Source organism: Mycobacterium sp. 852002-51613_SCH5001154 (assembly GCF_001667425.1).
Classification (GTDB): domain Bacteria; phylum Actinomycetota; class Actinomycetes; order Mycobacteriales; family Mycobacteriaceae; genus Mycobacterium.
On sequence record NZ_LZII01000073.1, the window covers coordinates 47,231 to 71,343 of the forward strand.

Sequence of the window (24,113 nt, forward strand, 5' to 3'; positions counted from 1 at the left end):
AGAGGAAACATGCCCAAGGCCAAGACCCACAGCGGGGCTTCGAAGCGGTTCCGGCGCACCGGAACCGGCAAGATCCTGCGCGAAAAGGCGAACCGTCGGCACCTGTTGGAGCACAAGCCGTCCACCCGGACTCGCCGGCTGGAAGGCCGCACGACCGTGGCGGCCAACGACACCAAGCGGATCAACAAGCTGCTGAACGGCTGACCTTCAACAAGCCGTGCGCCGGCCCGTCGGTGCCGGCACCCGACCCATTTACTTTGCACGTTACTTTTCAGAGAGCAGGAACCCCATGGCACGCGTGAAGCGGGCGGTCAACGCCCACAAGAAGAGGCGCAGCATTCTCAAGGCCTCGAAGGGCTATCGCGGCCAGCGCTCGCGGCTCTACCGCAAAGCCAAAGAGCAGCAGCTGCATTCGTTGAACTACGCCTACCGCGACCGCCGCGCGCGCAAGGGCGAGTTCCGGAAACTGTGGATCTCGCGGATCAACGCGGCGGCGCGCGCCAACGACATCACCTACAACCGGCTGATCCAGGGTTTGAAGGCCGCCGGTGTGGAAGTGGACCGCAAGAACCTCGCCGACATCGCGATCACCGATCCCGCGGCGTTCACCGCACTGGTCGACGTCGCCCGGGCCGCACTGCCCGAGGACGTCAACGCACCCTCGGATTCCGGAGAGGCCGCCTAAACCGGCTTCCGGGTGCAGGTGCTGACCGAACGTTCGGCCCGGGTCGCCGCGGCGGTCAAACTGCATCGCCACGTCGGCCGGCGGCGGGCGGGGCGATTCCTGGCCGAAGGCCCCAATCTGGTGGAGGCGGCGGCCGCCCGCGGTCTGGTCCGCGACGTCTTCGTCACCGAAGCCGCGTCGCAGCGGTATGCGGCTTTGCTTGGCGCGCAGCGCTGTCCGGTCCATCTGGTCAGCGAGCGGGCCGCAAAGGCGCTGTCCGACACCGTCACCCCCGCCGGACTGGTCGCCGTCTGCGAAACGCCGGCGACCGGCCTGGCGGACGTGCTGTCCGGTTCGCCGCGGCTGATCGCGGTCGCCGTCGAGATCAGCGAGCCGGGCAACGCCGGCACGGTCATTCGCATCGCCGACGCCATGGGCGCACAGGGTGTGATCCTCGGCGGGCACAGCGTCGACCCGTACAACGGCAAGTGTCTACGCGCCTCGACCGGCAGCATCTTCTCGATTCCGGTGGTCGCCGCGCCTGACGTGGCCGCCGCGCTGGGCGCCGTGCGCGCCGCGGGGCTGCAGGTGCTGGCGACCACGGTCGACGGCGAGACGCGCCTCGACGATGCCGCGGCGCTGCTCGCCAGGCCGACCGCGTGGTTGTTCGGCCCCGAAGCGCAGGGTCTGCCAACCGAAATCGCGGCGGCGGCCGATCACCGCATGCGCATCCCGATGGCCGGCGGTGCCGAGAGCCTGAACGTGGCCTCCGCCGCGGCAATCTGCCTCTACCAGAGCGCGCAGGCGCTGGGCATGTTCAAGCGGCCCTGACGCGACCCCGGGCGGGCCGCAGACCCGCCAGCGACAGCGTCCCGTGCACCAGCGAGCCGGCGCGCTCCATGAGGGCCTTCGCGGGGTCGAGCGGCGACCGCGGACGGGGAGGGAAGTAATGCATGGGCAGGCCGCGGCGGTCGCGGGGCGGCGCCATGAACGGCGGAGCCTCCACCAACGGCGCGTTGCCGGGTAGCCGCCCCTCGGCCCGGCGGTACGCGGCCAGCGCCCGGGGGTGCAGCCGAATCTCGTCGGGAACCGCCAGGAAGGCCAGTTCGACGAACTTGCCGAACAGGCGCAGCAGCACCTCGTCGCCGGGCGTCCAGCGCATGCCGGCCTTTTCGCGAACCGCTGGCTCGAACAGGCCCGCCGCGATCCAGCGCTGGCCCGCGACCAGCGGCCTGAACATCTGGTCCCAGATCGGTGTCGGCATCAGCACGAATTTCGGCTTGGGGATCCGGATTTGGAAGATGTCCAGCGTCGCCCGGTTGATTTCCAATTCGTCGCGGCAGACCCGATCCCAGTACTCCTGGAACTCCTCCCACGAGGTGGGCACCGGTCGCATGCTCATCCCGTACATCCGGTACCACCGCACGTGCTCGTCGAACAGCTGGCGCTTCTCCGCCTCCGTCAAGCCCCCGCAGAAGTACTCGGCCACCTTGATCACCAGCATGAAGAAGGTGGCGTGGGCCCAGTAGAAGGTTTCGGGGTTCAGCGCGTGATACCGGCGGCCGGACGCGTCGACGCCCTTGATGGTGTGGTGGTAGCTCTTGATCTGCCGCCCCGTCTGGGCAGCCCGGTCGCCGTCGTAGACGACGCCCATGATCGGGTACACCGAGCGGGCCACGCGCTGCAGGGGCTCGCGCAGCAGGATCGAATGCTCCTCGACGCCGGCGCCCAGCTCCGGATACATGTTCTGGATCGCGCCGATCCAGACGCCCATCATTCCCGTGCGAAGGTCGCCGAAGTACTTCCAGGTGAGGGAATCGGGTCCGAGCGGATCGTCGGATGTCGTTGGAATGGCAGTCATCTCGGCCTCCTCGGCTCACGATAACTTTGACAACGCGCGTTGTCTACGATTTCGGCCGCGCGCGCCGGCGGGTGTTATGCGGCGTCCATAGCGGTGTGGCATCGCTGTGATCAGGCGATACGTTGCGAGCTGTGACACAAACCGTGGGGCCTTCGTTGCCCGGCTCCGCCGGAACCAAATAACCTGGCCAGGTGGAACTCGCGCGTCGCGACTCGGACTCGGGCGAGCCCGATTCGCCACCGCCTTCCGCGGTCTCGGCGCACGGCGCCTCGCAGTGGTTGCACAACCGGAATCACAGTCCCGGCGCGGTGGCGTTCATCCGCCGGGCGCGGCGTCTGCTACCCGGCGATCCCGAGTTCGGCGACCCGCTGTCCACGGCCGGCGAGGGTGGACCGCGCGCCGCGGCGCGAGCCGCCGACCGGCTGCTGGGGGACCGCGACGCGGTGTCGCGTGAGGTCAGCCTCGGGCTGTTGCAGATGTGGCAGGCGCTGACCGAGTCGGTCGCCCGACGTCCCGCGAATCCCGAGGTGACGTTGGTGTTTACCGACCTGGTCGGCTTCTCGTCGTGGTCCTTGCAGGCCGGTGACGAAGCGGCGCTCACCCTGCTGCGACAGGTGGCGCGGGCCCTCGAGCCGCCGCTGCTGGACGCCGGTGGCCACATCGTCAAACGGATGGGCGACGGCCTGATGGCCGTCTTCGGCGATCCCACGGTCGCGGTGCGGGCCGTCCTGGCCGCCAAGGGGGCGCTGAAGTCGGTCGAGGTGGCGGGCTACACGCCGCGGATGCGGGTCGGGATCCACACCGGTCGGCCCCAGCGGTTGGCCGCGGACTGGCTCGGCGTCGACGTCAACATCGCCGCTCGGGTGATGGAACGGGCCACCAAGGGCGGGGTCATGGTGTCAGGTTCGACACTCGACCTGATCGCCCAGAGCGAACTGGACGCGATGGGCGTCGTCGCCAAACGTGCACGTAAACCCGTGTTTGCGGGCAAGACCCCGGGCGTCCCGGCCGACTTGGCGATATATCGTTTGAGGACTCATAGGGAGTTGACAGCGCCCGATCACACTTCCGAAACAAATTAGCCGACATAATGGATGCAATGTTTGGGGGCATCTTCGCCCGGCTCGCCCGGGTCCAGTTCACGGTGGGATACGTGGCGGTGCTGCTTGCCGTCAGCGGTGCCATCCTGGCGCTCGGGCCGCACGCGCACGACGTGCTGGTCGAGCGGGCCAGCACCAACCTGCACAACCTGGCCCATGGCCACGTGGGCACGCTGCTGGGCAGCGCCCTGGTCGTCGACGCCGGTCCGCTCTACTTCTGGTTGCCGTTCCTCACCTGCCTGCTCGCGCTTGGCGAGTTGCACCTGCGCACCATCCGGCTGGCGGTGGCGTTCCTCGTCGGGCACATCGGCGCGACGCTGCTCGTGGCCGCCGCCCTGGCCGCCGCGGTCGAGTTCGAGTGGATGCCCCTGTCGATCACCCGGGCCAGCGATGTCGGGATGAGCTACGGCGCCCTGGCGGTGCTCGGGGCGATGACGGCGGTGATCCCGCAGCGCTGGCGGGCCGCCTGGGTCGGCTGGTGGGTGGCGGCCGGGATGGCCTCGGCGATCATCGGCGGCGATTTCACCGATGCCGGTCACACCGTCGCCGTGGTGTTGGGCGTGCTGGTCTCCGCCCGGCTCCGCCAGCCCATCCACTGGACGCCGGTGCGCATCATGATGCTGGCCGCTTCTTCGGGCTTCGGCTTTCTGCTGCTGGCCCACCACTGGGGAACGATGGCCGCGGCGCCCGCGTTCGGCGTGCTGGGCGCGCTGGCCGCGCAAAAGCTCGTGCGGTTCGTCACCGGGCGCAGCGCGGTGCTGGCCGAGCACGCGCTGGCCGGTCCGCAGCCCGTCACAACCGGCTAGGCCAGCCGTCCGCCGTTAGTCCGAAGCGCCCGCCGGGGTGCACGCACCGCATCACTATGATCGGCACTTGCCGCTGGGCAAGCTTCTTTCCCAGCCCCTCATCAGCAAGGAGAGTGTCGCCGCGTGGGTGCTCAGCCCGTCGACCTGTCACCGGACGCCTTGGCCGCGGCGGTCGGCGCCGCCCGGGAGGCGATCGCGCGCGCCGGCGATCTGGACGCGCTGGCGCGCGTGAAGACCGAGCACCTCGGTGACCGCTCACCGCTGGCGCTGGCCCGCCAGGCGCTGGGCAGCGTCCCCAAGGACGAGCGGGCCGACGCCGGCAAGCGGGTCAATTCCGCGCGAACCGAAGTGCAGCGCAGCTACGACGATCGCCTGGCGGCACTGCGCGCCGAACGCGACGCGGCGGTGCTGGCCGCCGAGGGCATCGACGTCACGCTGCCGTCGAGCCGGCAGCCGATCGGCGCCCGGCACCCGATCACCCAGCTCGCCGACCACATCGCCGACACCTTCGTCGCGATGGGGTGGGAGCTGGCGGAGGGGCCGGAAGTCGAGACCGAGCAGTTCAACTTCGACGCCCTCAATTTCCCCGCGGACCACCCGGCGCGCAGCGAGCAGGACACCTTCTACATCGCGCCGGACGACTCCCGGCAGCTGCTGCGCACCCACACGTCGCCGGTGCAGGTGCGCACCCTGCTGGCCCACGAGCTGCCCGTCTACATCATCTCGATCGGCCGCACCTTCCGCACCGACGAGCTCGACGCCACCCACACTCCGGTCTTCCACCAGGTCGAGGGGCTGGCGGTGGACCGCGGTCTGTCCATGGCGCATCTGCGGGGCACCCTCGACGCGTTCGCCCGGGCCGAGTTCGGCCCGGAGGCGCGCACCCGGATCCGCCCGCACTTCTTCCCGTTCACCGAGCCCTCCGCCGAGGTCGACGTGTGGTTCGTCGGCAAGAAGGGCGGCGCCGGCTGGGTGGAGTGGGGCGGCTGCGGCATGGTGCACCCAAACGTGTTGCGGGCCGCGGGGATCGACCCGGACGTCTACTCCGGGTTCGCGTTCGGCATGGGCCTGGAACGCACCCTGCAGTTCCGCAACGGCATACCCGACATGCGCGACATGGTCGAGGGCGATGTCCGGTTCTCGCTGCCGTTCGGGGTGGGTGCCTGATGCGCATCCCCTACAGCTGGCTGCGGGAAGTGGTAGCGGCGGGCTCGCCGGGCTGGGACGTCGCCCCCGGCGATCTCGAGCAGACGCTGGTGCGCATCGGCCACGAGGTCGAGGAGGTCGTCACCCTCGGCCCGGTCGACGGACCGCTGACCGTGGGGCGGGTGACCAGCATCGAGGAGCTCACCGGCTTCAAGAAGCCGATCCGTGCCTGCCGGGTAGCGGTCGGCGACGGCGTGGAGCGCGACATCGTCTGCGGGGCAACGAATTTCGTTGTCGGTGATCTGGTGGTCGTGGCGTTGCCCGGCACCACGCTGCCGGGCGGGTTCGCCATCACGGCGCGCAAGACCTATGGCCGCGACTCGGACGGCATGATCTGCTCGGCGGCCGAACTCGGTTTGGGTGCCGACCATTCCGGGATCCTGGTGCTGCCGGCCGGCACGGCCGAACCGGGCGCCGACGGCGCCGCGGTGCTGGGATTGGACGATGTGGTCTTTCACCTGGCGATCACCCCCGACCGGGGCTACGGCATGTCGGTGCGCGGGCTGGCCCGCGAGATCGCCTGCGCCTACGACCTGAACTTCGTCGACCCGGCCGACGTCAAGCCGTTGCCGGCCGAAGGGGAGGCGTGGGCGCTCACGGTGGACGCCGAGACCGGCGTGCGCCGGTTCGCCCTGCGGCCCGTCACCGGCATCGACCCCGCGGCGGTGTCGCCGTGGTGGTTGCAACGGCGGCTGCTGCTGGCCGGTATCCGCGCGACGTCGCCGGCGGTGGACGTCACCAACTACGTGATGCTCGAACTCGGTCACCCCATGCACGCGCATGACTGCGACCGCATCTCCGGAGGCCTGGTCGTACGGTTCGCCCGGCCCGGCGAGACGGTAATCACCCTGGACGACGTCGAGCGCCGGCTCGATCCGGCCGACGTCCTGATCGTCGACGACCGGGCGACCGCGGCGATCGGCGGCGTGATGGGCGCGGCGAGCACCGAGGTGCGCGCCGACTCCACCGACGTACTGCTGGAGGCCGCCGTGTGGGACCCGGCGGCGGTATCGCGGACCCAGCGCCGGTTGCACCTGCCCAGCGAGGCCGCCCGGCGCTACGAGCGCGGGGTGGACCCGGCCATCTCGGTGGCCGCACTGGACCGCTGCGCGGCGCTGCTCGTCGAGATCGCCGGGGGAGCGGTGGCGGAGAAGCTGACCGATTGGCGGGGCGACCCCCCGACCGACGACTGGTCGCTCCCCCCGATCCGGATCCCCGCCGACCTGCCCGACCGCGTCGCCGGCGTGGCCTACCCGCCCGGCGCGACCGCGCGACGCCTGACGCAGATCGGGTGTCACGTGGCCCCGGAAGGTGGGGCCGGCGGGGCCTTGACGGTGACGCCGCCGAGCTGGCGACCCGACCTGTTGCAGCCCGCCGACCTCGTCGAGGAGGTGCTGCGGCTGGAGGGGCTGGAGGCCATCCCGTCGGTGCTGCCCGCGGCCCCGGCGGGCCCGGGCCTCACCGCGGGGCAGAAGCGTCGCCGCGCCATCGGCAGATCGCTCGCGGAATCGGGATACGTCGAGATCCTGCCGACGCCGTTCCTGCCCGCCGGCGTGTTCGACCTGTGGGGCCTGCCGGAGGACGACCCGCGACGCGCCACCACGCAGGTGCTCAACCCGCTGGAGGCCGACCGTCCGCACCTGGCCACCACGCTGCTGCCCGCGCTGCTGGAAGCGTTGGTGCGCAACGTATCCCGCGGGCTGGTGGACGTCGGGCTGTATGCCCTGGCGCAGGTGGTGCAACCGACCGAGCAGACCCGCGGCGTGCAGCCCATTCCCGTGCACCGCCGGCCGACCGACCATGAGATCGCCCTGCTGGACGCCTCGCTGCCCCGACAGCCGCAGCATGTCGCGGTGGTGCTGGCGGGCCTGCGCGAACGCCGCGGCCCCTGGGGGCCCGGCCGCCGGGCGGAAGCCGCCGACGCGTTCGACGCGGCGCGCATCATCGCCCGCGCCAGCGGCGTCGAGGTGAGCCTGCGGGCGGCCCAGTGCCTGCCCTGGCACCCGGGCCGGTGCGCCGAGGTGCTCGTCGGGGAGACCGTCGTCGGTCACGCCGGGCAACTGCACCCTGCCGTGATCGAGCGGTCCAACCTGCCGAAGGGCACCTGCGCCGTCGAACTGAACCTCGACGCGATCCCCATCGTCCAGGCGCTGCCGGCGCCCAGGGTGTCGCCGTTCCCGGCCGTCTTCCAGGACCTCAGCCTGGTGGTGCCCGCGCACGTGCCCGCCCAGGCCGTGGCCGACGCCGTCCGGGACGGCGCCGGCGAGCTGCTGGAAGACCTGCAACTTTTCGACGTCTTCACCGGCCCGCAGCTCGGGGATGACCGCAAATCGCTGACCTTCGCCCTGCGTTTCCGTGCCCCGGACCGCACGCTGACCGAGGACGACGCCAGCGCGGCCCGCGATGCCGCGGTGCGACGCGCCGCCGAGGCCGTCGGCGCCGAACTGCGCGGCTAGCGACCCGCGTTGGAATGGATTTGCAAAGCAATGCATAACCATGCAGAATCGGCTGAATGGCCGACGTATTGAGGGTGGCGATCGCCGGGGCCAGCGGTTATGCGGGCGGTGAGATCCTGCGGCTGTTGCTCGGGCATCCGGCCTACGCCGACGGGCGCCTCGCCATCGGTTCGCTGACCGCCGCGACCAGCGCCGGCAGCACGCTCGGCGAGCACCATCCGCACCTGACGCCGTTGGCCCAGCGGGTGGTCGAGCCCACCGAACTCACCGTGCTGGCCGGCCACGACGTGGTGTTCCTGGCTCTGCCGCACGGGCATTCGGCGGCGCTGGCCGATCAACTCGGTCCCGACACCCTGATCATCGACTGCGGCGCCGACTTCCGGCTCACCGACGCCGGCGCCTGGGAACGGTTCTACGGCTCCCCGCACGCCGGCAGCTGGCCGTACGGGCTGCCCGAACTGCCCGGCGCGCGGGAGCGGTTGTGCGGGGCGCGCCGCATCGCCGTCCCGGGTTGCTACCCGACCGCGGCGCTGCTGGCGTTGCTGCCCGCGATGGCCGAGGACCTGATCGAGCCCGCGGTCACGGTGGTCGCCGTCAGCGGCACCTCCGGGGCCGGCCGCGCCGCCAAGACCGATCTGCTCGGCTCCGAGGTCATCGGATCCGCGCGGGCCTACAACATCGCGGGTGCCCACCGGCACACCCCCGAGATCGCCCAAGGCCTGCGCGCCGTCACCGACCGCGACGTCACGGTGTCGTTCACCCCGGTGCTGATCCCGACCTCGCGCGGCATCCTGGCCACCTGCACCGCGCGTACCCGTACCCCGCTGTCGCAGTTGCGGGCCGCCTACGAAAAGGCTTACGACGCTGAACCTTTCATTCACCTTCTGCCCGAGGGCCAGCTGCCCCGCACCGGATCGGTGATCGGCAGCAACGCGGCGCACCTGGCCGTGGCGGTAGACGAGGCCGCGGGGACGTTCGTGGCAATCGCCGCCATCGACAACCTGGTCAAGGGCACGGGCGGCGCGGCGGTGCAGTCGATGAATCTGGCGCTGGGATGGCCGGAGACGCAAGGCCTTTCGGTGGTCGGGGTCGCACCGTGACCCGCATCGAGGCGCGCCTGGTGCGCGAACAGGGCGTCACCGCGCCGGCCGGGTTCCGGGCCGCCGGTATCGCCGCCGGCATCAAGGCGTCGGGCAACCGCGACCTGGCCCTGGTTTTCAGCGAGGGGCCCGACTACGCGGCGGCCGGCGTGTTCACCCGCAACAAGGTCAAGGCCGCGCCGGTGCTGTGGACCCAGCAGGTGCTGACCACCGGGGCGCTGCGCGCGGTGATTCTCAACTCCGGCGGTGCCAACGCCTGCACCGGCCCGGGCGGCTTCCAGGACGCCCACGCCACCGCCGAGGCGGTCGCGGCCGCGTTGTCCGACTGGGGCACCGAGACCGGCGCCGTTGAGGTCGCGGTCTGCTCCACCGGGCTGATCGGCGACCGGCTGCCGATGGACAAGGTGTTCGCTGGGGTGCGGACCATCGTGCAGGACATGGCCGGCGGGCTCAGCGGGGGCGACGAGGCCGCCCGCGCGATCATGACGACCGACACGGTGCCGAAACAGGTTGCGCTGCACCACCCGGGCAACTGGACGGTCGGCGGGATGGCCAAGGGTGCGGGGATGCTGGCGCCGTCGCTGGCCACCATGCTCTGCGTGCTCACCACCGACGCGGCCGCCGAACCGGCCGCGCTCGACCGCGCGCTGCGCCGCGCCGCCGCGCGCACCTTCGACCGGCTCGACATCGACGGCAGCTGTTCGACCAACGACACGGTGCTATTGCTGGCCTCCGGGGCGAGCGGGATCGCCCCCGCGCAGGCCGATCTCGACGACGCCGTGCTGCGGGTGTGCGACGACCTGTGCGCGCAGCTGCAGGCCGACGCCGAGGGGGTCACCAAGCGCGTCACCGTCACCATCACCGGGGCCTCCTCCGAGGATGAGGCGCTGACCGCCGCCCGGGTGATCGCCCGCGACAGCCTGGTCAAGACCGCGGTGTTCGGGTCCGACCCGAACTGGGGCCGCGTGCTGGCCGCCGTCGGCATGGCGCCGGTCACGCTCGATCCGGATCGGATCCGGGTGTCGTTCAACGGCTTTGCCGTGTGCGTCGACGGGGTCGGGGCGCCGGGCGCGCGCGAGGTGGACCTGTCCGGCGCGGACATCGACATCACCGTCGACCTGGGCGTGGGTGACGGCTCCGCGGCCGTGCGCACCACCGACCTGTCGCACGCCTACGTCGAAGAGAACTCGGCATACAGCTCATGACCATCAACACGCAACAGCTGCCGACCGCGGTCAAAGCGCAGGTGCTGGCCGAAGCGCTGCCCTGGCTCAAGCAGCTGTACGGCAAGATCGTCGTCATCAAGTACGGCGGCAACGCCATGACCGACGACACGTTGCGGCACGCCTTCGCCGCCGACATGGCCTTCCTGCGCAACTGCGGCGTCCACCCCGTCGTCGTGCACGGCGGCGGCCCGCAGATCACCGCCATGCTGCGGCGCCTCGGCATCGCGGGCGACTTCAAGGGCGGGTTCCGGGTCACCACACCCGAAGTGCTCGACGTGGCGCGGATGGTGCTGTTCGGCCAGGTGGGCCGCGAACTGGTCAACCTGATCAACGCGCATGGCCCCTACGCCGTCGGCATCACCGGCGAGGATGCGCAACTGTTCACGGCCGTGCGGCGCAGCGTCACCGTGGACGGCGTGGCGACCGACATCGGCCTGGTCGGGGACGTCGAGCGGGTCAACACCGCCGCCGTGCTGGATCTCATTGCGGCGGGCCGTATTCCGGTGGTGTCGACCCTTGCCCCGGACGCCGGGGGTGTGGTGCACAACATCAACGCCGACACCGCCGCGGCTGCACTCGCCGAGGCCCTGCGGGCCGAAAAGCTGTTGATGCTCACCGATGTCGAGGGTCTCTACACCAGCTGGCCGGACCGCGAATCGCTGGTCAGCGAAATCGACACCGCCACACTCGCGCAACTGCTACCCACGCTGGAGGCGGGCATGATTCCCAAGGTCGAAGCGTGCCTGCGGGCCGTGACAGCGGGCGTGCCGAGCGCGCACGTGATCGACGGCAGGGTCGAACACTGCGTGCTGGTGGAGCTTTTCACCGATGCGGGCACCGGCACCAAGGTGGTGAGCCAATGAGTGAATCCGAAGCGATAAAGCAGCGCTGGGAAGCCGTGATGATGAACAACTACGGCACCCCGCCGCTGGCGCTGGCCAGCGGGGACGGCGTCGTGGTCACCGACGTGGACGGCAACACATACCTGGACCTGCTCGGCGGCATCGCGGTCAACGTCCTCGGCCATCGCCATCCCGCGGTCATCGAGGCCGTCACGCGGCAGATGGCGACGCTGGGTCACACCTCCAACCTGTATGCGAGCGAACCGGGCATCGCGCTGGCCGAGGAGCTGGCGGCGCTGCTGGGCTCCGACAAGACCGGCGCGCCGACGCGGGTGTTCTTCTGCAACTCGGGAACCGAGGCCAACGAGGTGGCGTTCAAGCTGTCGCGGCTGACCGGACGCACCAAACTCGTTGCCGCGCAGGGCGGTTTCCACGGCCGCACCATGGGCGCGCTGGCGCTGACCGGTCAGCCGAGCAAGCGGGCGCCGTTCGAGCCGCTGCCGGGTTACGTCACGCACGTGCCCTACGGCGACGCGGAGGCGCTGGCGGCCGCGGTCGACGACGCCACCGCCGCGGTGTTCCTCGAACCGATCATGGGGGAGGGCGGCGTCGTCGTCCCGCCCGAGGGCTATCTGACCGCCGCGCGCGAGATCACCGCGCGGCACGGCGCGCTGCTGGTCCTGGACGAGGTGCAGACCGGGATGGGCCGCACCGGAGCGTTTTTCGCTCATCAGCACGACGGCATCACCCCGGACGTCGTGACCATGGCCAAGGGGCTGGGCGGCGGGCTGCCCATCGGCGCGTGCCTGGCCGCCGGGCGGGCCGCGGACCTGATGGCGCCCGGCCTGCATGGCAGCACATTCGGCGGCAACCCGATCTGCGCGGCGGCGGCGCGGGCGGTGCTGCGGGTGATCGCCGACGAGGACCTGGTCCGGCACGCCGACGTGCTGGGCAAGTCGGTGCGCCACGGCATCGAATCCCTGAACCACCCGATGATCGACCACGTGCGCGGACGTGGCCTGCTGCAAGGCATGGTGCTGACCGCGCCACGCGCCAAGGAAGCCGAAAATGCCGCGCGGGCAGCCGGTTTCCTGGTCAACGCCGCCGCACCCGACGTCATCCGGCTGGCACCACCGCTGATCGTCACCGAAGCCCAGCTCGACAGTTTCGTCGCTGCGCTGCCGGGCATCCTGGACAGGCTCGCTGAATGATCCGGCACTTTCTGCGCGACGACGACCTGTCGCCCCAGGAGCAGGCCGAGGTGCTGCAGCTGGCCGCCGACCTGAAGGAGGACCCGTTCAGCTGCCGGCCACTGGAGGGGCCCCGCGGCGTCGCGGTGCTCTTCGACAAGAACTCCACCCGCACCCGGTTCTCCTTCGAGGTGGGCATCGCCCAGCTCGGCGGGCACGCCGTCGTCGTCGACGCCCGCAGCACGCAGCTGGGCCGCGACGAGACGCTGGGCGACACCGCGCGGGTGCTGTCCCGTTACGTCGAGGCCATCGTGTGGCGGACGTTCGAGCAGGACCGGCTCGAGGCCATGGCCGAGGCGGCCACCGTGCCGGTGATCAACGCGCTCTCCGACGAGTTCCACCCCTGCCAGGTGCTCGCCGACCTGCAGACCATCGCCGAACGCAAGGGATCGCTTGCCGGACTGCGGATGTCCTACTTCGGCGACGGCGCCAACAACATGGCCCACTCGCTCCTGCTCGGCGGCGTGACCGCCGGTATGCACGTCACCATCGCCGCGCCGGACGGCTTCGCCCCCGCCCCCTCGTTCACGGCGGCCGCGCGCGAGCGCGCCGAAACCACCGGCGGCTCGGTCACCCTCACCACGGACGCCGACGCGGCCGCGGCCGGTGCCGACGTCCTGGTGACCGACACGTGGACGTCGATGGGGCAGGAAGACGACGGCCTGGACCGCCTAACCCCGTTCCGGCCCTTCCAGGTCAACCAGCGGCTGCTGGGCCTGGCCGACCCGGAAGCCATTGTGCTGCACTGCCTTCCGGCGCACCGCGGTGCCGAGATCACCGACGAGGTGATGGACGGGCCGGCCAGCGTGGTGTGGGACGAGGCCGAGAACCGGCTGCACGCCCAGAAGGCGCTGCTGGTGTGGCTGCTGGAGCGGCGCTCATGACCCGTAGCAAGACCACCCCCGAGACCACCCGGGCCGGCCGGCAGGACCGCATCGTGGCGATCCTGTCGTCGGCGTCGATCAGCAGCCAGAGCGAACTGGCGGCCCGGCTGGCCGACGAGGGCATCGAGGTCACCCAGGCCACGCTGTCACGCGACCTCGAGGAGCTGGGCGCGGTGAAGCTGCGCGGCGCCGACGGCGGCGTGGGCGTCTACATCGTTCCCGAGGACGGCAGCCCGGTGCGCGGCGTCTCCGGCGGCACCGCTCGGCTGTCCCGGTTGCTGAGTGAACTCCTGGTCTCCGCCGACGCCAGCGCCAATCTCGCGGTGCTGCGCACCCCGCCCGGCGGCGCCAACTATTTGGCCAGCGCGATCGACCGCGCGGCGTTACCGTACGTCGTCGGCACCATCGCCGGCGACGACACGGTCTTCGTGGCCGCTCGAGAGCCGATGACCGGCGCCGAGCTGGCCCGCACCCTGGAAGAGCTCACCTAAAAAAGGAGATTGGTTCATGTCAGATCGCGTCATTCTGGCGTATTCCGGCGGTCTGGACACCTCGGTCGCGATCAGCTGGATCGGCAAGGAGACCGGCCGCGAGGTGGTGGCGGTGGCGATTGACCTCGGCCAGGGCGGCGAGGACATGGAGGTCGTCCGCCAGCGGGCCCTGGACTGCGGTGCGGTGGAGGCCGTCGTCGTCGACGCCCGCGACGAGTTCGCCGAGGGATTCTGCCTGCCCACCATCATGAACAACGCGCTGTACATGGACCGCTACCCGCTGGTGTCGGCCATCAGCCGGCCGCTGATCGCCAAGCACCTGGTGGCTGCCGCGCGCGAGCACGGCGGCAGCATCGTCGCGCACGGGTGCACCGGCAAGGGCAACGACCAGGTCCGTTTCGAAGTCGGATTCGCTTCGCTGGCACCGGATTTGGAGGTGCTGGCGCCCGTCCGCGACTACGCATGGACACGGGAGAAGGCGATCGCGTTCGCCGAGGAGAACGCCATCCCGATCAACGTCACCAAACGCTCGCCGTTCTCCATCGACCAGAACGTGTGGGGTCGCGCGGTGGAAACCGGCTTCCTGGAACACCTTTGGAACGCGCCCACCAAGGACATCTACGCCTACACCGAAGATCCCACCATCAACTGGAACACCCCCGACGAGGTGATCGTCGGGTTCGAGCGCGGGGTCCCGGTGTCCATCGACGGCAAACGAGTGTCGGTGCTGGCCGCCATCGAGGAGCTCAACCGGCGCGCCGGCAGTCAGGGGGTGGGGCGCCTGGACGTGGTCGAGGACCGGCTGGTGGGCATCAAGAGCCGCGAGATCTACGAGGCGCCCGGCGCCATGGTGCTGATCACCGCGCACACCGAGCTCGAACACGTCACGCTCGAGCGCGAACTGGGCCGCTTCAAGCGCCACACCGACCAACGCTGGGCCGAGCTGGTCTACGACGGGCTCTGGTACTCGCCGCTGAAAACCGCGCTGGAAGCGTTCGTCGCCAAGACCCAGGAGCACGTCTCGGGCGAAGTGCGAATGGTGTTGCACGGCGGCCACATCGCCGTCAACGGCCGGCGCAGCGCGCAGTCGCTCTACGACTTCAACCTGGCCACCTACGACGAGGGCGACAGCTTCGACCAGTCGGCCGCGAAGGGCTTCGTCTACGTGCACGGGTTGTCGTCCAAGATCGCGTCCCGCCGGGACCTGGCAGCCGACGAAGCGTGAGCACGCGCGAGGGGTCGTTGTGGGGTGGGCGGTTCGCCGACGGCCCGTCGGACGCGTTGGCCGCCCTGAGTAAGTCCACGCACTTCGACTGGGTGCTGGCCCCCTACGACATCGTCGCCTCGCGGGCCCACACCGTGATTCTCTTTCACGCGGGCCTGCTCACCGAGGAGCAGCGCGACGGGCTGCTGGCCGGCCTGGACAGCCTCGCCGAGGACGTGGCCGACGGCAGCTTCACACCGCTGGTGACCGATGAGGATGTGCACGCCGCGCTGGAGCGCGGGCTGATCGATCGCGTCGGCCCCGACCTGGGCGGCCGGCTGCGGGCCGGGCGCTCGCGTAACGACCAGGTGGCCACCCTGTTCCGGATGTGGCTGCGCGACGCGGTGCGCCGGGTCGCGGCCGGGGCGCTGGAGCTCGTGGCCGCGCTGGCGGGCCAGGCCGCCGAGCACCCGAGCGCGATCATGCCGGGCAAGACGCACCTGCAGTCCGCGCAGCCGGTCCTGCTGGCCCACCACCTGCTCGCGCACGCGCACCCGCTGCTGCGCGACGTCGACCGCATCGTCGACTTCGACCGGCGCGCCGCGGTGTCCCCGTACGGCTCGGGGGCGCTGGCCGGCTCGTCGCTGGGACTGGACCCGGACGCCATCGCCGCCAAGCTGGGTTTCGCGGCGGCCGCCGACAATTCCATCGATGCGACCGCCGCCCGGGATTTCGCCGCCGAGGCCGCGTTCATCTTCGCGATGATCGCCGTGGACACCTCGCGGCTGGCCGAGGACATCATCCTGTGGAGTTCGACGGAGTTCGGCTACGTCAGGTTGCACGATTCCTGGTCCACCGGCAGCTCGATCATGCCGCAGAAGAAGAACCCGGACATCGCCGAGCTGGCCCGCGGCAAGTCCGGGCGGCTGATCGGCAACCTGGCCGGGCTGCTGGCGACCCTGAAGGCCCAGCCGCTGGCCTACAACCGCGACCTGCAGGAGGACAAGGAGCCGGTGTTCGACTCGGTCGCCCAGCTGGAGCTGGTGCTGCCGGCGATGGCCGGCCTGGTGGCCAGCCTGTCGTTCGACGTCGAGCGGATGGCGGCCCTGGCCCCGGCGGGCTACACGCTGGCCACCGACATCGCCGAATGGCTGGTGCGGCGGGGCGTGCCGTTCCGGGCCGCGCACGAGGCCGCCGGGGCCGCCGTGCGCGCCGCCGAGGGCCGCTCCGTCGGGCTCGACGAGCTGACCGACGACGAGCTGGCCGCGATCAGCCCCGAGCTGACACCGCAGGTCCGTGAGGTATTGACGATCGAGGGCTCGGTGTCGTCGCGCGACCGGCGGGGCGGCACCGCGCCGGTTCGGGTCGCCGAGCAGCTCGAAGCCGTCCTGGCCGAGTCCGAGGAGCTCAAAGCGCGGCTCGGCGGCAGGGAATGAAGGACTTTGGTTTCTGTGCCGGGCGGTGGCATGCCGACTAAACTGCCCGCAGGAAGTGATCCGGGTGAACATTTCGGCCCTGATCTTCGTTGTCAAGGGGTGGGTCCATTGAGCGTCGTCGCGGGCGTCTCCGGCGCTCTGCCGCCGTATCGCTACTCCCAGCGCGAGCTCACCGACTTCTTCGTCAGCGTCCCGGAGTTCGAGGGCTACGAGGACATCGTCCGGCAGTTGCACGCCAGCGCGAAGGTCAACAGCCGGCACCTGGTATTGCCGCTGGAGCGATATCCCAGCCTGACCGACTTCGGCCTGGCCAACCGGATCTTCATCGAAAACGCGGTGAACCTGGGCTGCGAGGCCCTCTCGGGCGCGCTCGACGAGGCCGGCCTGCGGCCGCAGGACCTGGACGTGCTGATCACCACGACGGTCACCGGCCTCGCCGTACCCTCCCTGGACGCCCGGATCGCCGGGCGCCTGGGGCTGCGCGAGGACGTGCGCCGGGTGCCGCTGTTCGGCCTGGGCTGTGTGGCCGGGGCCGCGGGCGTGGCCCGGCTGAACGACTACCTGCGGGGGGCGCCCGACGCCGCCGCGGCCCTCATCTCGGTCGAGCTCTGCTCGCTCACCTATCCCGGCTACAAGCCGACGCTGCAGGGCATGGTCGGCAGCGCGCTGTTCGCCGACGGGGCCGGCGCCGTGGTCGCCGTCGGCGAGCGGCGCGCCGAACAGGTGGGCGCCGCCGGGCCCGCCATCCTCGACTCGCGCAGCACGCTCTATCCCGATTCCCTGCGGACCATGGGCTACGACGTCGGCGCCGCCGGGTTCGAGCTCGTGCTGGCCAAGGACCTGGCGCAGGTGGTCGAGGAGCACATCGAGCGGGACGTCACGGGGTTCCTCGGTGCGCACGGGCTGACGACGACCGACATCGGGGCCTGGGTGAGCCATCCCGGCGGTCCGAAGATCATCGACGCGATCAACGCGAGCCTGAGCCTGCCGCCGGACGCCCTGGAACTGACGTGGCGTTCGCTGGGTGAGATCGGCAATCTCTCGTCGGCGTCGGTGCTGCACGTGTTGCGGGACACCCGGGCCAAGCCGCCACCCAGCGGGAGCCCCGGCTTGATGATCGCGATGGGTCCGGGATTCTGTTCCGAACTCGTGTTGTTGCGCTGGCACTGAGCTAAGGCATCGCCTCTTGTACCCCGTGTTTTCTCGCTTAGGCCGTGTCCCGTGAGCAGCAACCCCGAGGACCTCGTCCGGGCACTCCGCGCATCGCTGAAGGAAAACGAGCGGCTGAAGCGCGAGGCCCGCGAATACCTTGCCGCGGCAACCGAACCCGTGGCGGTGGTCGGGATGGGTTGCCGGTATCCCGGGGGTGTGGATTCCCCGGAGGCCCTGTGGCAGATGGTTGTCGAGGGCCGCGATGTGGTCTCCGATTTCCCCGCGGACCGCGGCTGGAACCTGTCGGGCCTGTTCGATCCCGACCCCGACACGGTGGGGAAGTCCTACGCCCGGTGCGGCGGCTTTCTGGCCGACGTGGCCGACTTCGACGCCGCGTTCTTCGGCATCGCGCCCAGCGAGGCGCTGGCGATGGACCCTCAGCAACGCTTGTTGTTGGAGGTGTCCTGGGAGGCGTTGGAGCGGGCCGGGATTGACCCCGCCGACCTGCGGGGCTCGGCGACGGGCGTGTTCGCCGGCATCTTCCACGGCTCGTACGGCGGCCAGGGGCGGGTGCCGGGACACCTGGAGCGCTACGGCCTACGCGGGTCGACGCTGAGCGTGGCCTCGGGCCGGGTGGCCTACGCGCTGGGTTTGGAAGGTCCGGCCGTTTCGGTCGACACGGCCTGTTCGTCGTCGTTGGTGGCCATGCATCTGGCGGCCCGGTCGCTGCGCGCCGGCGAATGTGACCTGGCGCTGGCCGGCGGCGTGACGGTGATGGCGACGCCGGCGATGTTCATCGAGTTCAGCCGGCAGCGGGCGCTGGCCCCCGACGGGCGGTGCAAGGCCTACGCGGGCGCCGCCGACGGGACGGGTTTCTCCGAAGGCGTCGGCGTGCTGGTGCTGGAAAGGCTTTCCGACGCGCGTCGTTCGGGGCATCCGGTGCTGGCGCTGCTGCGCGGGTCGGCGGTCAATCAGGACGGCGCCTCGAACGGGCTGGCGACGCCCAACGGGCCGTCGCAGCAGCGGGTGATCCGCGCCGCGCTGGCCGATGCGCGGCTGCGCACGGCCGATGTGGATCTGGTGGAGGGGCACGGCACGGGCACCACCCTCGGGGATCCGATTGAGGCGCAAGCGGTTCTGGCGACGTATGGGCAGGACCGGCCGGCGGACCGGCCGCTGTGGCTGGGGTCGATCAAGTCCAACATGGGCCACACCTCGGCGGCCGCGGGCGCGGGCGGCGTGATCAAGATGGTGCAGGCGATCCGACACGGCGTGATGCCCAAGACGTTGCACGTGGATGTGCCCACGCCGCATGTGGATTGGTCGGCGGGGGCGGTGTCGCTGCTGACCGAGGCGCGGGAGTGGCCGGCGCAGGACCGGCCGCGCCGCGCGGGGGTGTCGTCGTTCGGGATCAGCGGCACCAACGCCCACGTCATCGTGGAGCAGCCGCCGCTGGAGTCCCCCGCACCCGCGGGTGATGACGCGCCGGCGCCGTGGGTGCTGTCGGCCCGGTCGGCCGACGCCCTGGCCAACCAGGCGGCCCGGCTCCTGGCGCGGGTGAGCGGCGACCCGGATCTGCGGACGGTCGATGTGGCGTGGTCGCTGGTTTCGACGCGGTCGTTGTTCGAGCACCGGGCCGTGCTGGTGGGCGCGGACCGCGAGCGCCTGCTGGCGGAGCTGGCCGCGGTGGCCGCCGGCGCACCGGGCGCGGGCGCGGTGGTGGGCCGGGCGCAGCCGGTGGGCAAGGCGGTGTTCGTGTTTCCCGGGCAGGGCTCGCAATGGCTCGGCATGGGAGCCGAATTGCTGGACAGTTCACCGGTTTTCGCCGAACACCTGCAGCGCTGCGAGAAGGCGCTCGCCGAACACGTTGAGTGGTCGTTGGTCGACGTTCTCCGCGGGGCGCCGGGTGCGCCCGGGTTGGACCGGGTGGACGTGGTGCAGCCGGCGCTGTGGGCGGTGATGGTGTCGCTGGCCGAGCTGTGGCGCTCGGTGGGTGTGGTCCCCGACGCGGTGATCGGTCATTCGCAGGGCGAGATCGCGGCGGCCTACGTGGCGGGTGCGCTTTCGCTGGAGGACGCAGCCCGGGTGGTGGCGCTGCGGAGCCGGCTCCTGGTGGGGTTGTCGGGTGCGGGCGGCATGGTGTCGCTGGCCTGCGGCCTGGCCCGCGCCGAGGAATTGATCGCCGAGTGGGGCGATCGGCTGAATGTCGCTGCCGTCAACGGTGTTTCCGCGGTGGTGGTGTCCGGCGAGGTGGACGCGCTCGACGAGTTGATGCGGCACTGCGAGGCCGGCGGCGTGCGCGCCCGCAGGATCGACGTCGACTACGCCTCCCACTCCCGGCACGTCGACGCGATCCGCGCGGAGTTGGCCGGGGCGCTGGCCGGCATCGCGCCGCGGTCGTCCCCGGTCACCCTGTTCTCCACCGTGACCGGTGACCCGCTGGACACCGCGGGCCTGGACGCGGACTACTGGTACCGGAGCATCCGGCAACCGGTCCAGTTCGAACGGGCGGTGCGCAATGCGTGCGACGCCGGGTATGGCGTGTTCGTCGAATGCAGCCCACACCCCGTGCTGCTCGCCGCCGTCGAGGAGACGGTGGCCGATTGCGGCAGCGACGCGTTCGTGGTCCCGTCACTGGGCCGCGACGACGGTTCGCTGCAACGGTTTTGGCTCTCTGCGGGCCAGGCCCACGTGGCCGGAGTGCCGGTGGACTGGCGGGCCGACATTGCCGGTCTCGGCGGACGGCGCGTGGACTTGCCGACGTACGGGTTTGTGCGGCAGCGATTTTGGCTACCGGGGGGATCGACGGGTTCGGGCGACGTGGCCACCCTGGGGCTGGCCGGCGCGCGGCACGCCCTGCTGGGCGCGGTGGTGCAGCGGCCCGATTCCGGTGGGGTGGTCCTGACGGGCCGGCTGTCGACGGCCGCGCAGCCGTGGCTGGCCGACCACGCGGTGGGCGGCACGGTGTTGTTCCCCGGTGCGGGATTCGTGGAACTGGCCATCCGCGCCGCCGACGAGGTCGGTTGTGCGGCGCTCGAGGAGCTGACGTTGTCGGCCCCGCTGGTGTTGCCGGCGGCGGACGGCGTGCAGGTGCAGGTGGTTGTCGGCGCCGCCGCCGAATCGGGGCAGCGCGAGCTGTCGGTGTATTCGGCCGGCGCCCAGTCGGACTGGGTGCTGCACGCCCAGGGCCTGGTGCGCCCCGCGGCGGTGCCACCGGCCGGGGATCTGTCGATGTGGCCGCCGGTGGGGGCGACGCCGCTGGACGTGGCCGACGCGTACGCGCGGCTCGCGGAGCGGGGCTACGAGTATGGCCGGGCCTTCCGCGGGCTGCGGGCGGCGTGGCGTCGGGGCGACGAGATCTTCGCCGACGTCGCGCTGCCGGACGACGCAGGCGCGCAAGACGGTGGCTTCGGCATCCACCCGGTGTTGTTGGACTCCGCGCTGCACGCGCTCGGTGTCGCCGCCGGGCAGGGCCAGACCGTGTTGCCGTTCTCCTGGCAAGGGGTGTCGTTGCACGCGTCGGGCGCATCGCGGGCGCGGGTCCGGCTGGCGCCCACCGGCGCCGGAGCGGTGTCGGTGGAATTGGCCGACGGCGCCGGGCGGCCGGTGTTGTCGGTGCGCTCGTTGGCGATGCGCCCCGTCTCGGCCGAGCAGCTGTCGCTCGCGACCGCGCCCGCCGAGGGGTTGTTCGAGGTGGCGTGGTCACCGATAGCGTTGACCGGCAACGACATCGATCACGACGCCACGCTGTGGGAGTCGGGCACCCACGGCGGCGATATGGTGCGGTCGGTGCACGCGGCCACCACCGAGGCGTTGGGCGAGCTGCAATCGTGGTTGCGGGACGAGGGGTCCGGGACGCTGGCGGTGCAGACCCACGGGGCGGTCGCGCTCGCCGGTGAGGACGTCGCGGACCTGGCCGGTGCGGCGGTGTGGGGGCTGGTGCGGTCGGCCCAGGCCGAGCATCCGGGCCGGGTGGTGCTCATCGACTCCGACGGATCGTTGGACACCCGCGCGGTGATCGGCTGCGGCGAACCGCAATTGGCGATCCGCGCGGGTGTGGCCTACGCCGCCCGGATGCGGCCGGCGCGGCGGGGAGCGGTGCTTCGGCTGCCGTCGGGCGGCTGGCGCCTCGACGCCGGCGGCGGGGGCACGCTGGAGGACCTGGTGGTCAGCCCGTGCCCACGGGTGGAACTGGAGGCCGGGCAGGTCCGCGTGGCGGTGGCCGCGGTCGGGGTGAACTTCCGGGATGTGTTGGTGGCCTTGGGCATGTATCCCGGCGGCGGACGGTTGGGGGCCGAGGGCGCAGGCGTGGTCGTCGAGGTCGGCCCCGGCGTGACGGGGCTGACGGTCGGCGATGCGGTGATGGGGCTGCTGAGGGTGGTCGGTTCCGAGGCGGTGGTGGATCAGCGGTTGGTCACGCGGGTACCCGAGGGCTGGTCGCTGGTCACGGCCGCGGGAGTGCCGGTGGTGTTCCTCACCGCGCTCTACGGGTTGTCGGTATTGGCCGGGCTGCGCGCCGGCGAGCGGGTGCTCGTGCACGCCGCCACCGGGGGCGTGGGCATGGCCGCGGTCCAGCTGGCGCGGCACTGGGGCGCCGAAGTCTTCGCCACCGCGAGCCGCGGCAAGTGGGACACCCTGCGCGCGATGGGATTCGACGAGGACCACATCGGCGATTCGCGGACGCTGGATTTCGAGGAGAAGTTTTCGTCGGCCACCGGCGGCGCCGGGGTCGACGTGGTGCTCAACTCCCTGGCCGGTGAGTTCACCGACGCGTCGCTGCGGCTGCTGGCCCCCGGTGGGCGGTTCATCGAGATGGGCAAGACCGACGTCCGCGATCCGGACGTCATCGCCGAGCGATATCGGGGCGCGCGGTATTGCGCCTTCGACTTGTTGGAGGCCGGCGCCGACCGCACCGCGGCGATGCTGACGCAGATCGTCGGGCTGCTGCGGGATGGCGCCTTGACGCCGTTGCCGCTCAAGACCTTTGATGTGCGATGCGCCTCGGCGGCGTATCGGTTCGTCAGCCAGGCCCGCCACGTCGGCAAGGTCGCGCTGACCATTCCGTCGGGGCCCGGCGCGGTGCTGAGCGGGTGTGGCGGGCTGGCCGGGGGCAGCGTCGTGATCACCGGTGGCACCGGGATGGCCGGCTCGGCTCTCGCCCATCACCTCGTCCACCGCTATCGCGTCGCCCATGTAGTCCTGGCCAGCCGCGCCGGCGCTGAGGCCGCCGGGGTGGCAGAGCTGGTGGATGGCCTGCAGGAGGCCGGCGCCCGGGTGTCGGTGGTGGCGTGCGACGTCTCCGACCGCGACGCGGTCGCGGCGATGCTGGCGCAGATACCGGCGCAGTATCCGCTGCGCGGTGTGGTGCACGCTGCCGGCATCCTCGACGACGGGCTGGTCTTGTCACTGACCCCGGACCGGGTGGACGCGGTGCTGCGGGCGAAGGTGGACGGGGCCTGGCACCTGCACGAGCTGACTCGGGAGCTGGATCTGTCAGCGTTCGTGGTGTTTTCGTCGATGGCCGGCATCGTCGGCACCCCGGGCCAGGCCAATTACGCGGCGGCCAACAGTTTCCTCGACGGGCTGGTCGCGTATCGGCGATCGCACGGGCTTTCGGGCCTGTCGCTGGCGTGGGGCCTGTGGGAGCAGGCCTCGGCGATGACGGCACACCTCGGCGAGCGCGACAAGGCCCGGATGAGCAGGCTCGGCATCGCACCACTGTCCACCGAGCAGGCGCTGGAGTCGTTCGACGCCGCCATGCTGGTCGACGCGCCGGTGCTGATGGCCGCCCGGGTGGATCGGGTTGCCTTGTCCGACAACGCCGCCGCGCTGCCCCCGCTGCTGAGCGAGCTGGCCGCCCGCACCACCCGGCGCGTCATCGACGACGCCGATGCGACCGCCCTGATGACGGGTCTCACCGCGCGCCTGCACGGCCTGACCCCCGACGCGCGCCAGCGCGAGCTGATCGACCTCGTCTGCGGCAACGCGGCGACCGTGCTGGGCTTGCCCAACCCCGCCGACATCAACCCCGGGCGCGCATTCGGTGACCTGGGCTTCGATTCGCTCACCGCCGTCGAACTGCGCAACCGGCTGAAAACGGCCACCGGACTGACGCTTTCGCCCACGCTGATCTTCGACTACCCGACGCCGGCGGCGCTGGCCGCGCACCTGGGCACCCAGCTGGCCGGCGCGGGGGCGAGCGACCAGCCGGACCTGATGGCCCGCTTCACCGACATCACCCGGGAATTGCAGGCGCTACTCAGCCAGCCCGACTGGGCCGCAGGCGACAAATCGGCGCTGCGTGCCCGCCTGCACAGCCTCCTCGCGGCCCTGGGGCCCGCCGACCACCCCGCCCCCGAGGGCCTCGACGCCGACCTCGATGCCGCCACCGAAAGCGAACTCTTTGCCATCCTCGACGAAGAACTCGGCAACTGA

At 71.3% G+C, this 24,113-nt stretch carries 17 protein-coding genes and 1 pseudogene; 17 read left to right on the forward strand and 1 reads right to left on the reverse strand.

The features are described 5' to 3' along the window. Positions 1 to 9 precede the first annotated feature (9 nt). The 3 genes from rpmI to A5750_RS19370 all read left to right on the forward strand — a co-directional run bounded on the left by rpmI (position 10) and on the right by A5750_RS19370 (position 1,495). Positions 10 to 204: a 50S ribosomal protein L35 gene (gene rpmI / locus A5750_RS19360; RefSeq protein ID WP_066953125.1), complete on the forward strand. Its 195-nt coding sequence runs from the start codon at positions 10 to 12 to the stop codon at positions 202 to 204. Between the two features lie 85 nt (positions 205 to 289). After that, a complete protein-coding gene (rplT, locus tag A5750_RS19365; RefSeq protein WP_046184507.1) occupies positions 290 to 685 on the forward strand; it encodes a 50S ribosomal protein L20 in 396 nt (131 codons plus the stop codon). A gap of 18 nt (positions 686 to 703) precedes the next feature. Further along, the gene (locus A5750_RS19370; RefSeq protein WP_067265066.1) at positions 704 to 1,495 is read left to right on the forward strand and encodes an RNA methyltransferase; all 792 of its coding nucleotides are present in this window, start codon (positions 704 to 706) and stop codon (positions 1,493 to 1,495) included. Here A5750_RS19370 and A5750_RS19375 read toward each other — a convergent pair. Further along, positions 1,482 to 2,525, reverse strand: coding sequence for an oxygenase MpaB family protein (locus A5750_RS19375; protein WP_067265030.1), 1,044 nt, complete (start codon positions 2,523 to 2,525; stop codon positions 1,482 to 1,484). The genes A5750_RS19370 and A5750_RS19375 overlap by 14 nt on opposite strands. Before the next feature lie 191 nt (positions 2,526 to 2,716). Here A5750_RS19375 and A5750_RS19380 point away from each other — a divergent pair, with 191 nt between their 5' ends. The 14 genes and pseudogenes from A5750_RS19380 to A5750_RS19445 all read left to right on the forward strand — a co-directional run bounded on the left by A5750_RS19380 (position 2,717) and on the right by A5750_RS19445 (position 24,113). Then, positions 2,717 to 3,607, forward strand: a complete 891-nt coding sequence (locus tag A5750_RS19380) for an adenylate/guanylate cyclase domain-containing protein (RefSeq protein WP_066953121.1) — start codon at positions 2,717 to 2,719, stop codon at positions 3,605 to 3,607. Between the two features lie 17 nt (positions 3,608 to 3,624). Next, on the forward strand, positions 3,625 to 4,431 hold the full coding sequence (locus A5750_RS19385; protein ID WP_067265033.1) for a rhomboid-like protein: 807 nt from the start codon (positions 3,625 to 3,627) through the stop codon (positions 4,429 to 4,431). A 123-nt stretch (positions 4,432 to 4,554) separates the two neighbouring features. Next, a complete protein-coding gene (gene pheS / locus A5750_RS19390; RefSeq protein WP_066953117.1) occupies positions 4,555 to 5,598 on the forward strand; it encodes a phenylalanine--tRNA ligase subunit alpha in 1,044 nt (347 codons plus the stop codon). Then, the gene (gene pheT / locus A5750_RS19395) at positions 5,598 to 8,093 is read left to right on the forward strand and encodes a phenylalanine--tRNA ligase subunit beta (RefSeq protein WP_066953115.1); all 2,496 of its coding nucleotides are present in this window, start codon (positions 5,598 to 5,600) and stop codon (positions 8,091 to 8,093) included. Before pheS ends, pheT begins: the two co-directional genes overlap by 1 nt. Before the next feature lie 40 nt (positions 8,094 to 8,133). Beyond that, positions 8,134 to 9,193: pseudogene (gene argC / locus A5750_RS19400) on the forward strand (N-acetyl-gamma-glutamyl-phosphate reductase). Continuing rightward, positions 9,148 to 10,398 carry a bifunctional glutamate N-acetyltransferase/amino-acid acetyltransferase ArgJ gene (gene argJ / locus A5750_RS19405; RefSeq protein ID WP_067265036.1) on the forward strand — a complete coding sequence of 417 codons (1,251 nt, stop codon included), beginning with the start codon at positions 9,148 to 9,150 and terminating at the stop codon, positions 10,396 to 10,398. The pseudogene argC and the gene argJ overlap by 46 nt, the downstream one beginning before the upstream one ends. Continuing rightward, on the forward strand, positions 10,395 to 11,282 hold the full coding sequence (gene argB / locus A5750_RS19410) for an acetylglutamate kinase (RefSeq protein WP_066953109.1): 888 nt from the start codon (positions 10,395 to 10,397) through the stop codon (positions 11,280 to 11,282). Before argJ ends, argB begins: the two co-directional genes overlap by 4 nt. Further along, positions 11,279 to 12,472 (forward strand): acetylornithine transaminase, encoded by a 1,194-nt coding sequence (locus tag A5750_RS19415; RefSeq protein WP_066953107.1) that lies wholly within the window; start codon positions 11,279 to 11,281, stop codon positions 12,470 to 12,472. The genes argB and A5750_RS19415 overlap by 4 nt, the downstream gene beginning before the upstream one ends. Further along, the gene (gene argF, locus A5750_RS19420) at positions 12,469 to 13,395 is read left to right on the forward strand and encodes an ornithine carbamoyltransferase (RefSeq protein WP_066953105.1); all 927 of its coding nucleotides are present in this window, start codon (positions 12,469 to 12,471) and stop codon (positions 13,393 to 13,395) included. The genes A5750_RS19415 and argF overlap by 4 nt, the downstream gene beginning before the upstream one ends. Beyond that, positions 13,392 to 13,886, forward strand: a complete 495-nt coding sequence (locus tag A5750_RS19425) for an arginine repressor (protein ID WP_066953103.1) — start codon at positions 13,392 to 13,394, stop codon at positions 13,884 to 13,886. Before argF ends, A5750_RS19425 begins: the two co-directional genes overlap by 4 nt. A 16-nt stretch (positions 13,887 to 13,902) precedes the next feature. Further along, a complete protein-coding gene (locus A5750_RS19430) occupies positions 13,903 to 15,111 on the forward strand; it encodes an argininosuccinate synthase (protein ID WP_066953100.1) in 1,209 nt (402 codons plus the stop codon). After that, entirely contained in the window at positions 15,108 to 16,526 is a 1,419-nt protein-coding gene (gene argH / locus A5750_RS19435; RefSeq protein WP_066953098.1) for an argininosuccinate lyase, read from the forward strand. Before A5750_RS19430 ends, argH begins: the two co-directional genes overlap by 4 nt. Before the next feature lie 108 nt (positions 16,527 to 16,634). Further along, positions 16,635 to 17,696, forward strand: a complete 1,062-nt coding sequence (locus A5750_RS19440) for a type III polyketide synthase (protein WP_067265039.1) — start codon at positions 16,635 to 16,637, stop codon at positions 17,694 to 17,696. 51 nt (positions 17,697 to 17,747) lie between these two features. Next, positions 17,748 to 24,113, forward strand: a complete 6,366-nt coding sequence (locus A5750_RS19445; RefSeq protein WP_067265044.1) for a type I polyketide synthase — start codon at positions 17,748 to 17,750, stop codon at positions 24,111 to 24,113.

What these genes read in the sequence shown, in the direction of transcription:
- rpmI (WP_066953125.1), top strand. Translation starts at nt 10, where the DNA reads ATGCCCAAGGCCAAGACCCACAGCGGGGCTTCGAAGCGGTTCCGGCGC.
- rplT (WP_046184507.1), top strand. Translation starts at nt 290, where the DNA reads ATGGCACGCGTGAAGCGGGCGGTCAACGCCCACAAGAAGAGGCGCAGC.
- A5750_RS19375 (WP_067265030.1), bottom strand. Translation starts at nt 2,525, where the DNA reads ATGACTGCCATTCCAACGACATCCGACGATCCGCTCGGACCCGATTCC.
- A5750_RS19385 (WP_067265033.1), top strand. Translation starts at nt 3,625, where the DNA reads ATGTTTGGGGGCATCTTCGCCCGGCTCGCCCGGGTCCAGTTCACGGTG.
- pheT (WP_066953115.1), top strand. Translation starts at nt 5,598, where the DNA reads ATGCGCATCCCCTACAGCTGGCTGCGGGAAGTGGTAGCGGCGGGCTCG.
- argJ (WP_067265036.1), top strand. Translation starts at nt 9,148, where the DNA reads ATGGCCGGAGACGCAAGGCCTTTCGGTGGTCGGGGTCGCACCGTGACC.
- argB (WP_066953109.1), top strand. Translation starts at nt 10,395, where the DNA reads ATGACCATCAACACGCAACAGCTGCCGACCGCGGTCAAAGCGCAGGTG.
- A5750_RS19415 (WP_066953107.1), top strand. Translation starts at nt 11,279, where the DNA reads ATGAGTGAATCCGAAGCGATAAAGCAGCGCTGGGAAGCCGTGATGATG.
- argF (WP_066953105.1), top strand. Translation starts at nt 12,469, where the DNA reads ATGATCCGGCACTTTCTGCGCGACGACGACCTGTCGCCCCAGGAGCAG.
- A5750_RS19425 (WP_066953103.1), top strand. Translation starts at nt 13,392, where the DNA reads ATGACCCGTAGCAAGACCACCCCCGAGACCACCCGGGCCGGCCGGCAG.
- A5750_RS19430 (WP_066953100.1), top strand. Translation starts at nt 13,903, where the DNA reads ATGTCAGATCGCGTCATTCTGGCGTATTCCGGCGGTCTGGACACCTCG.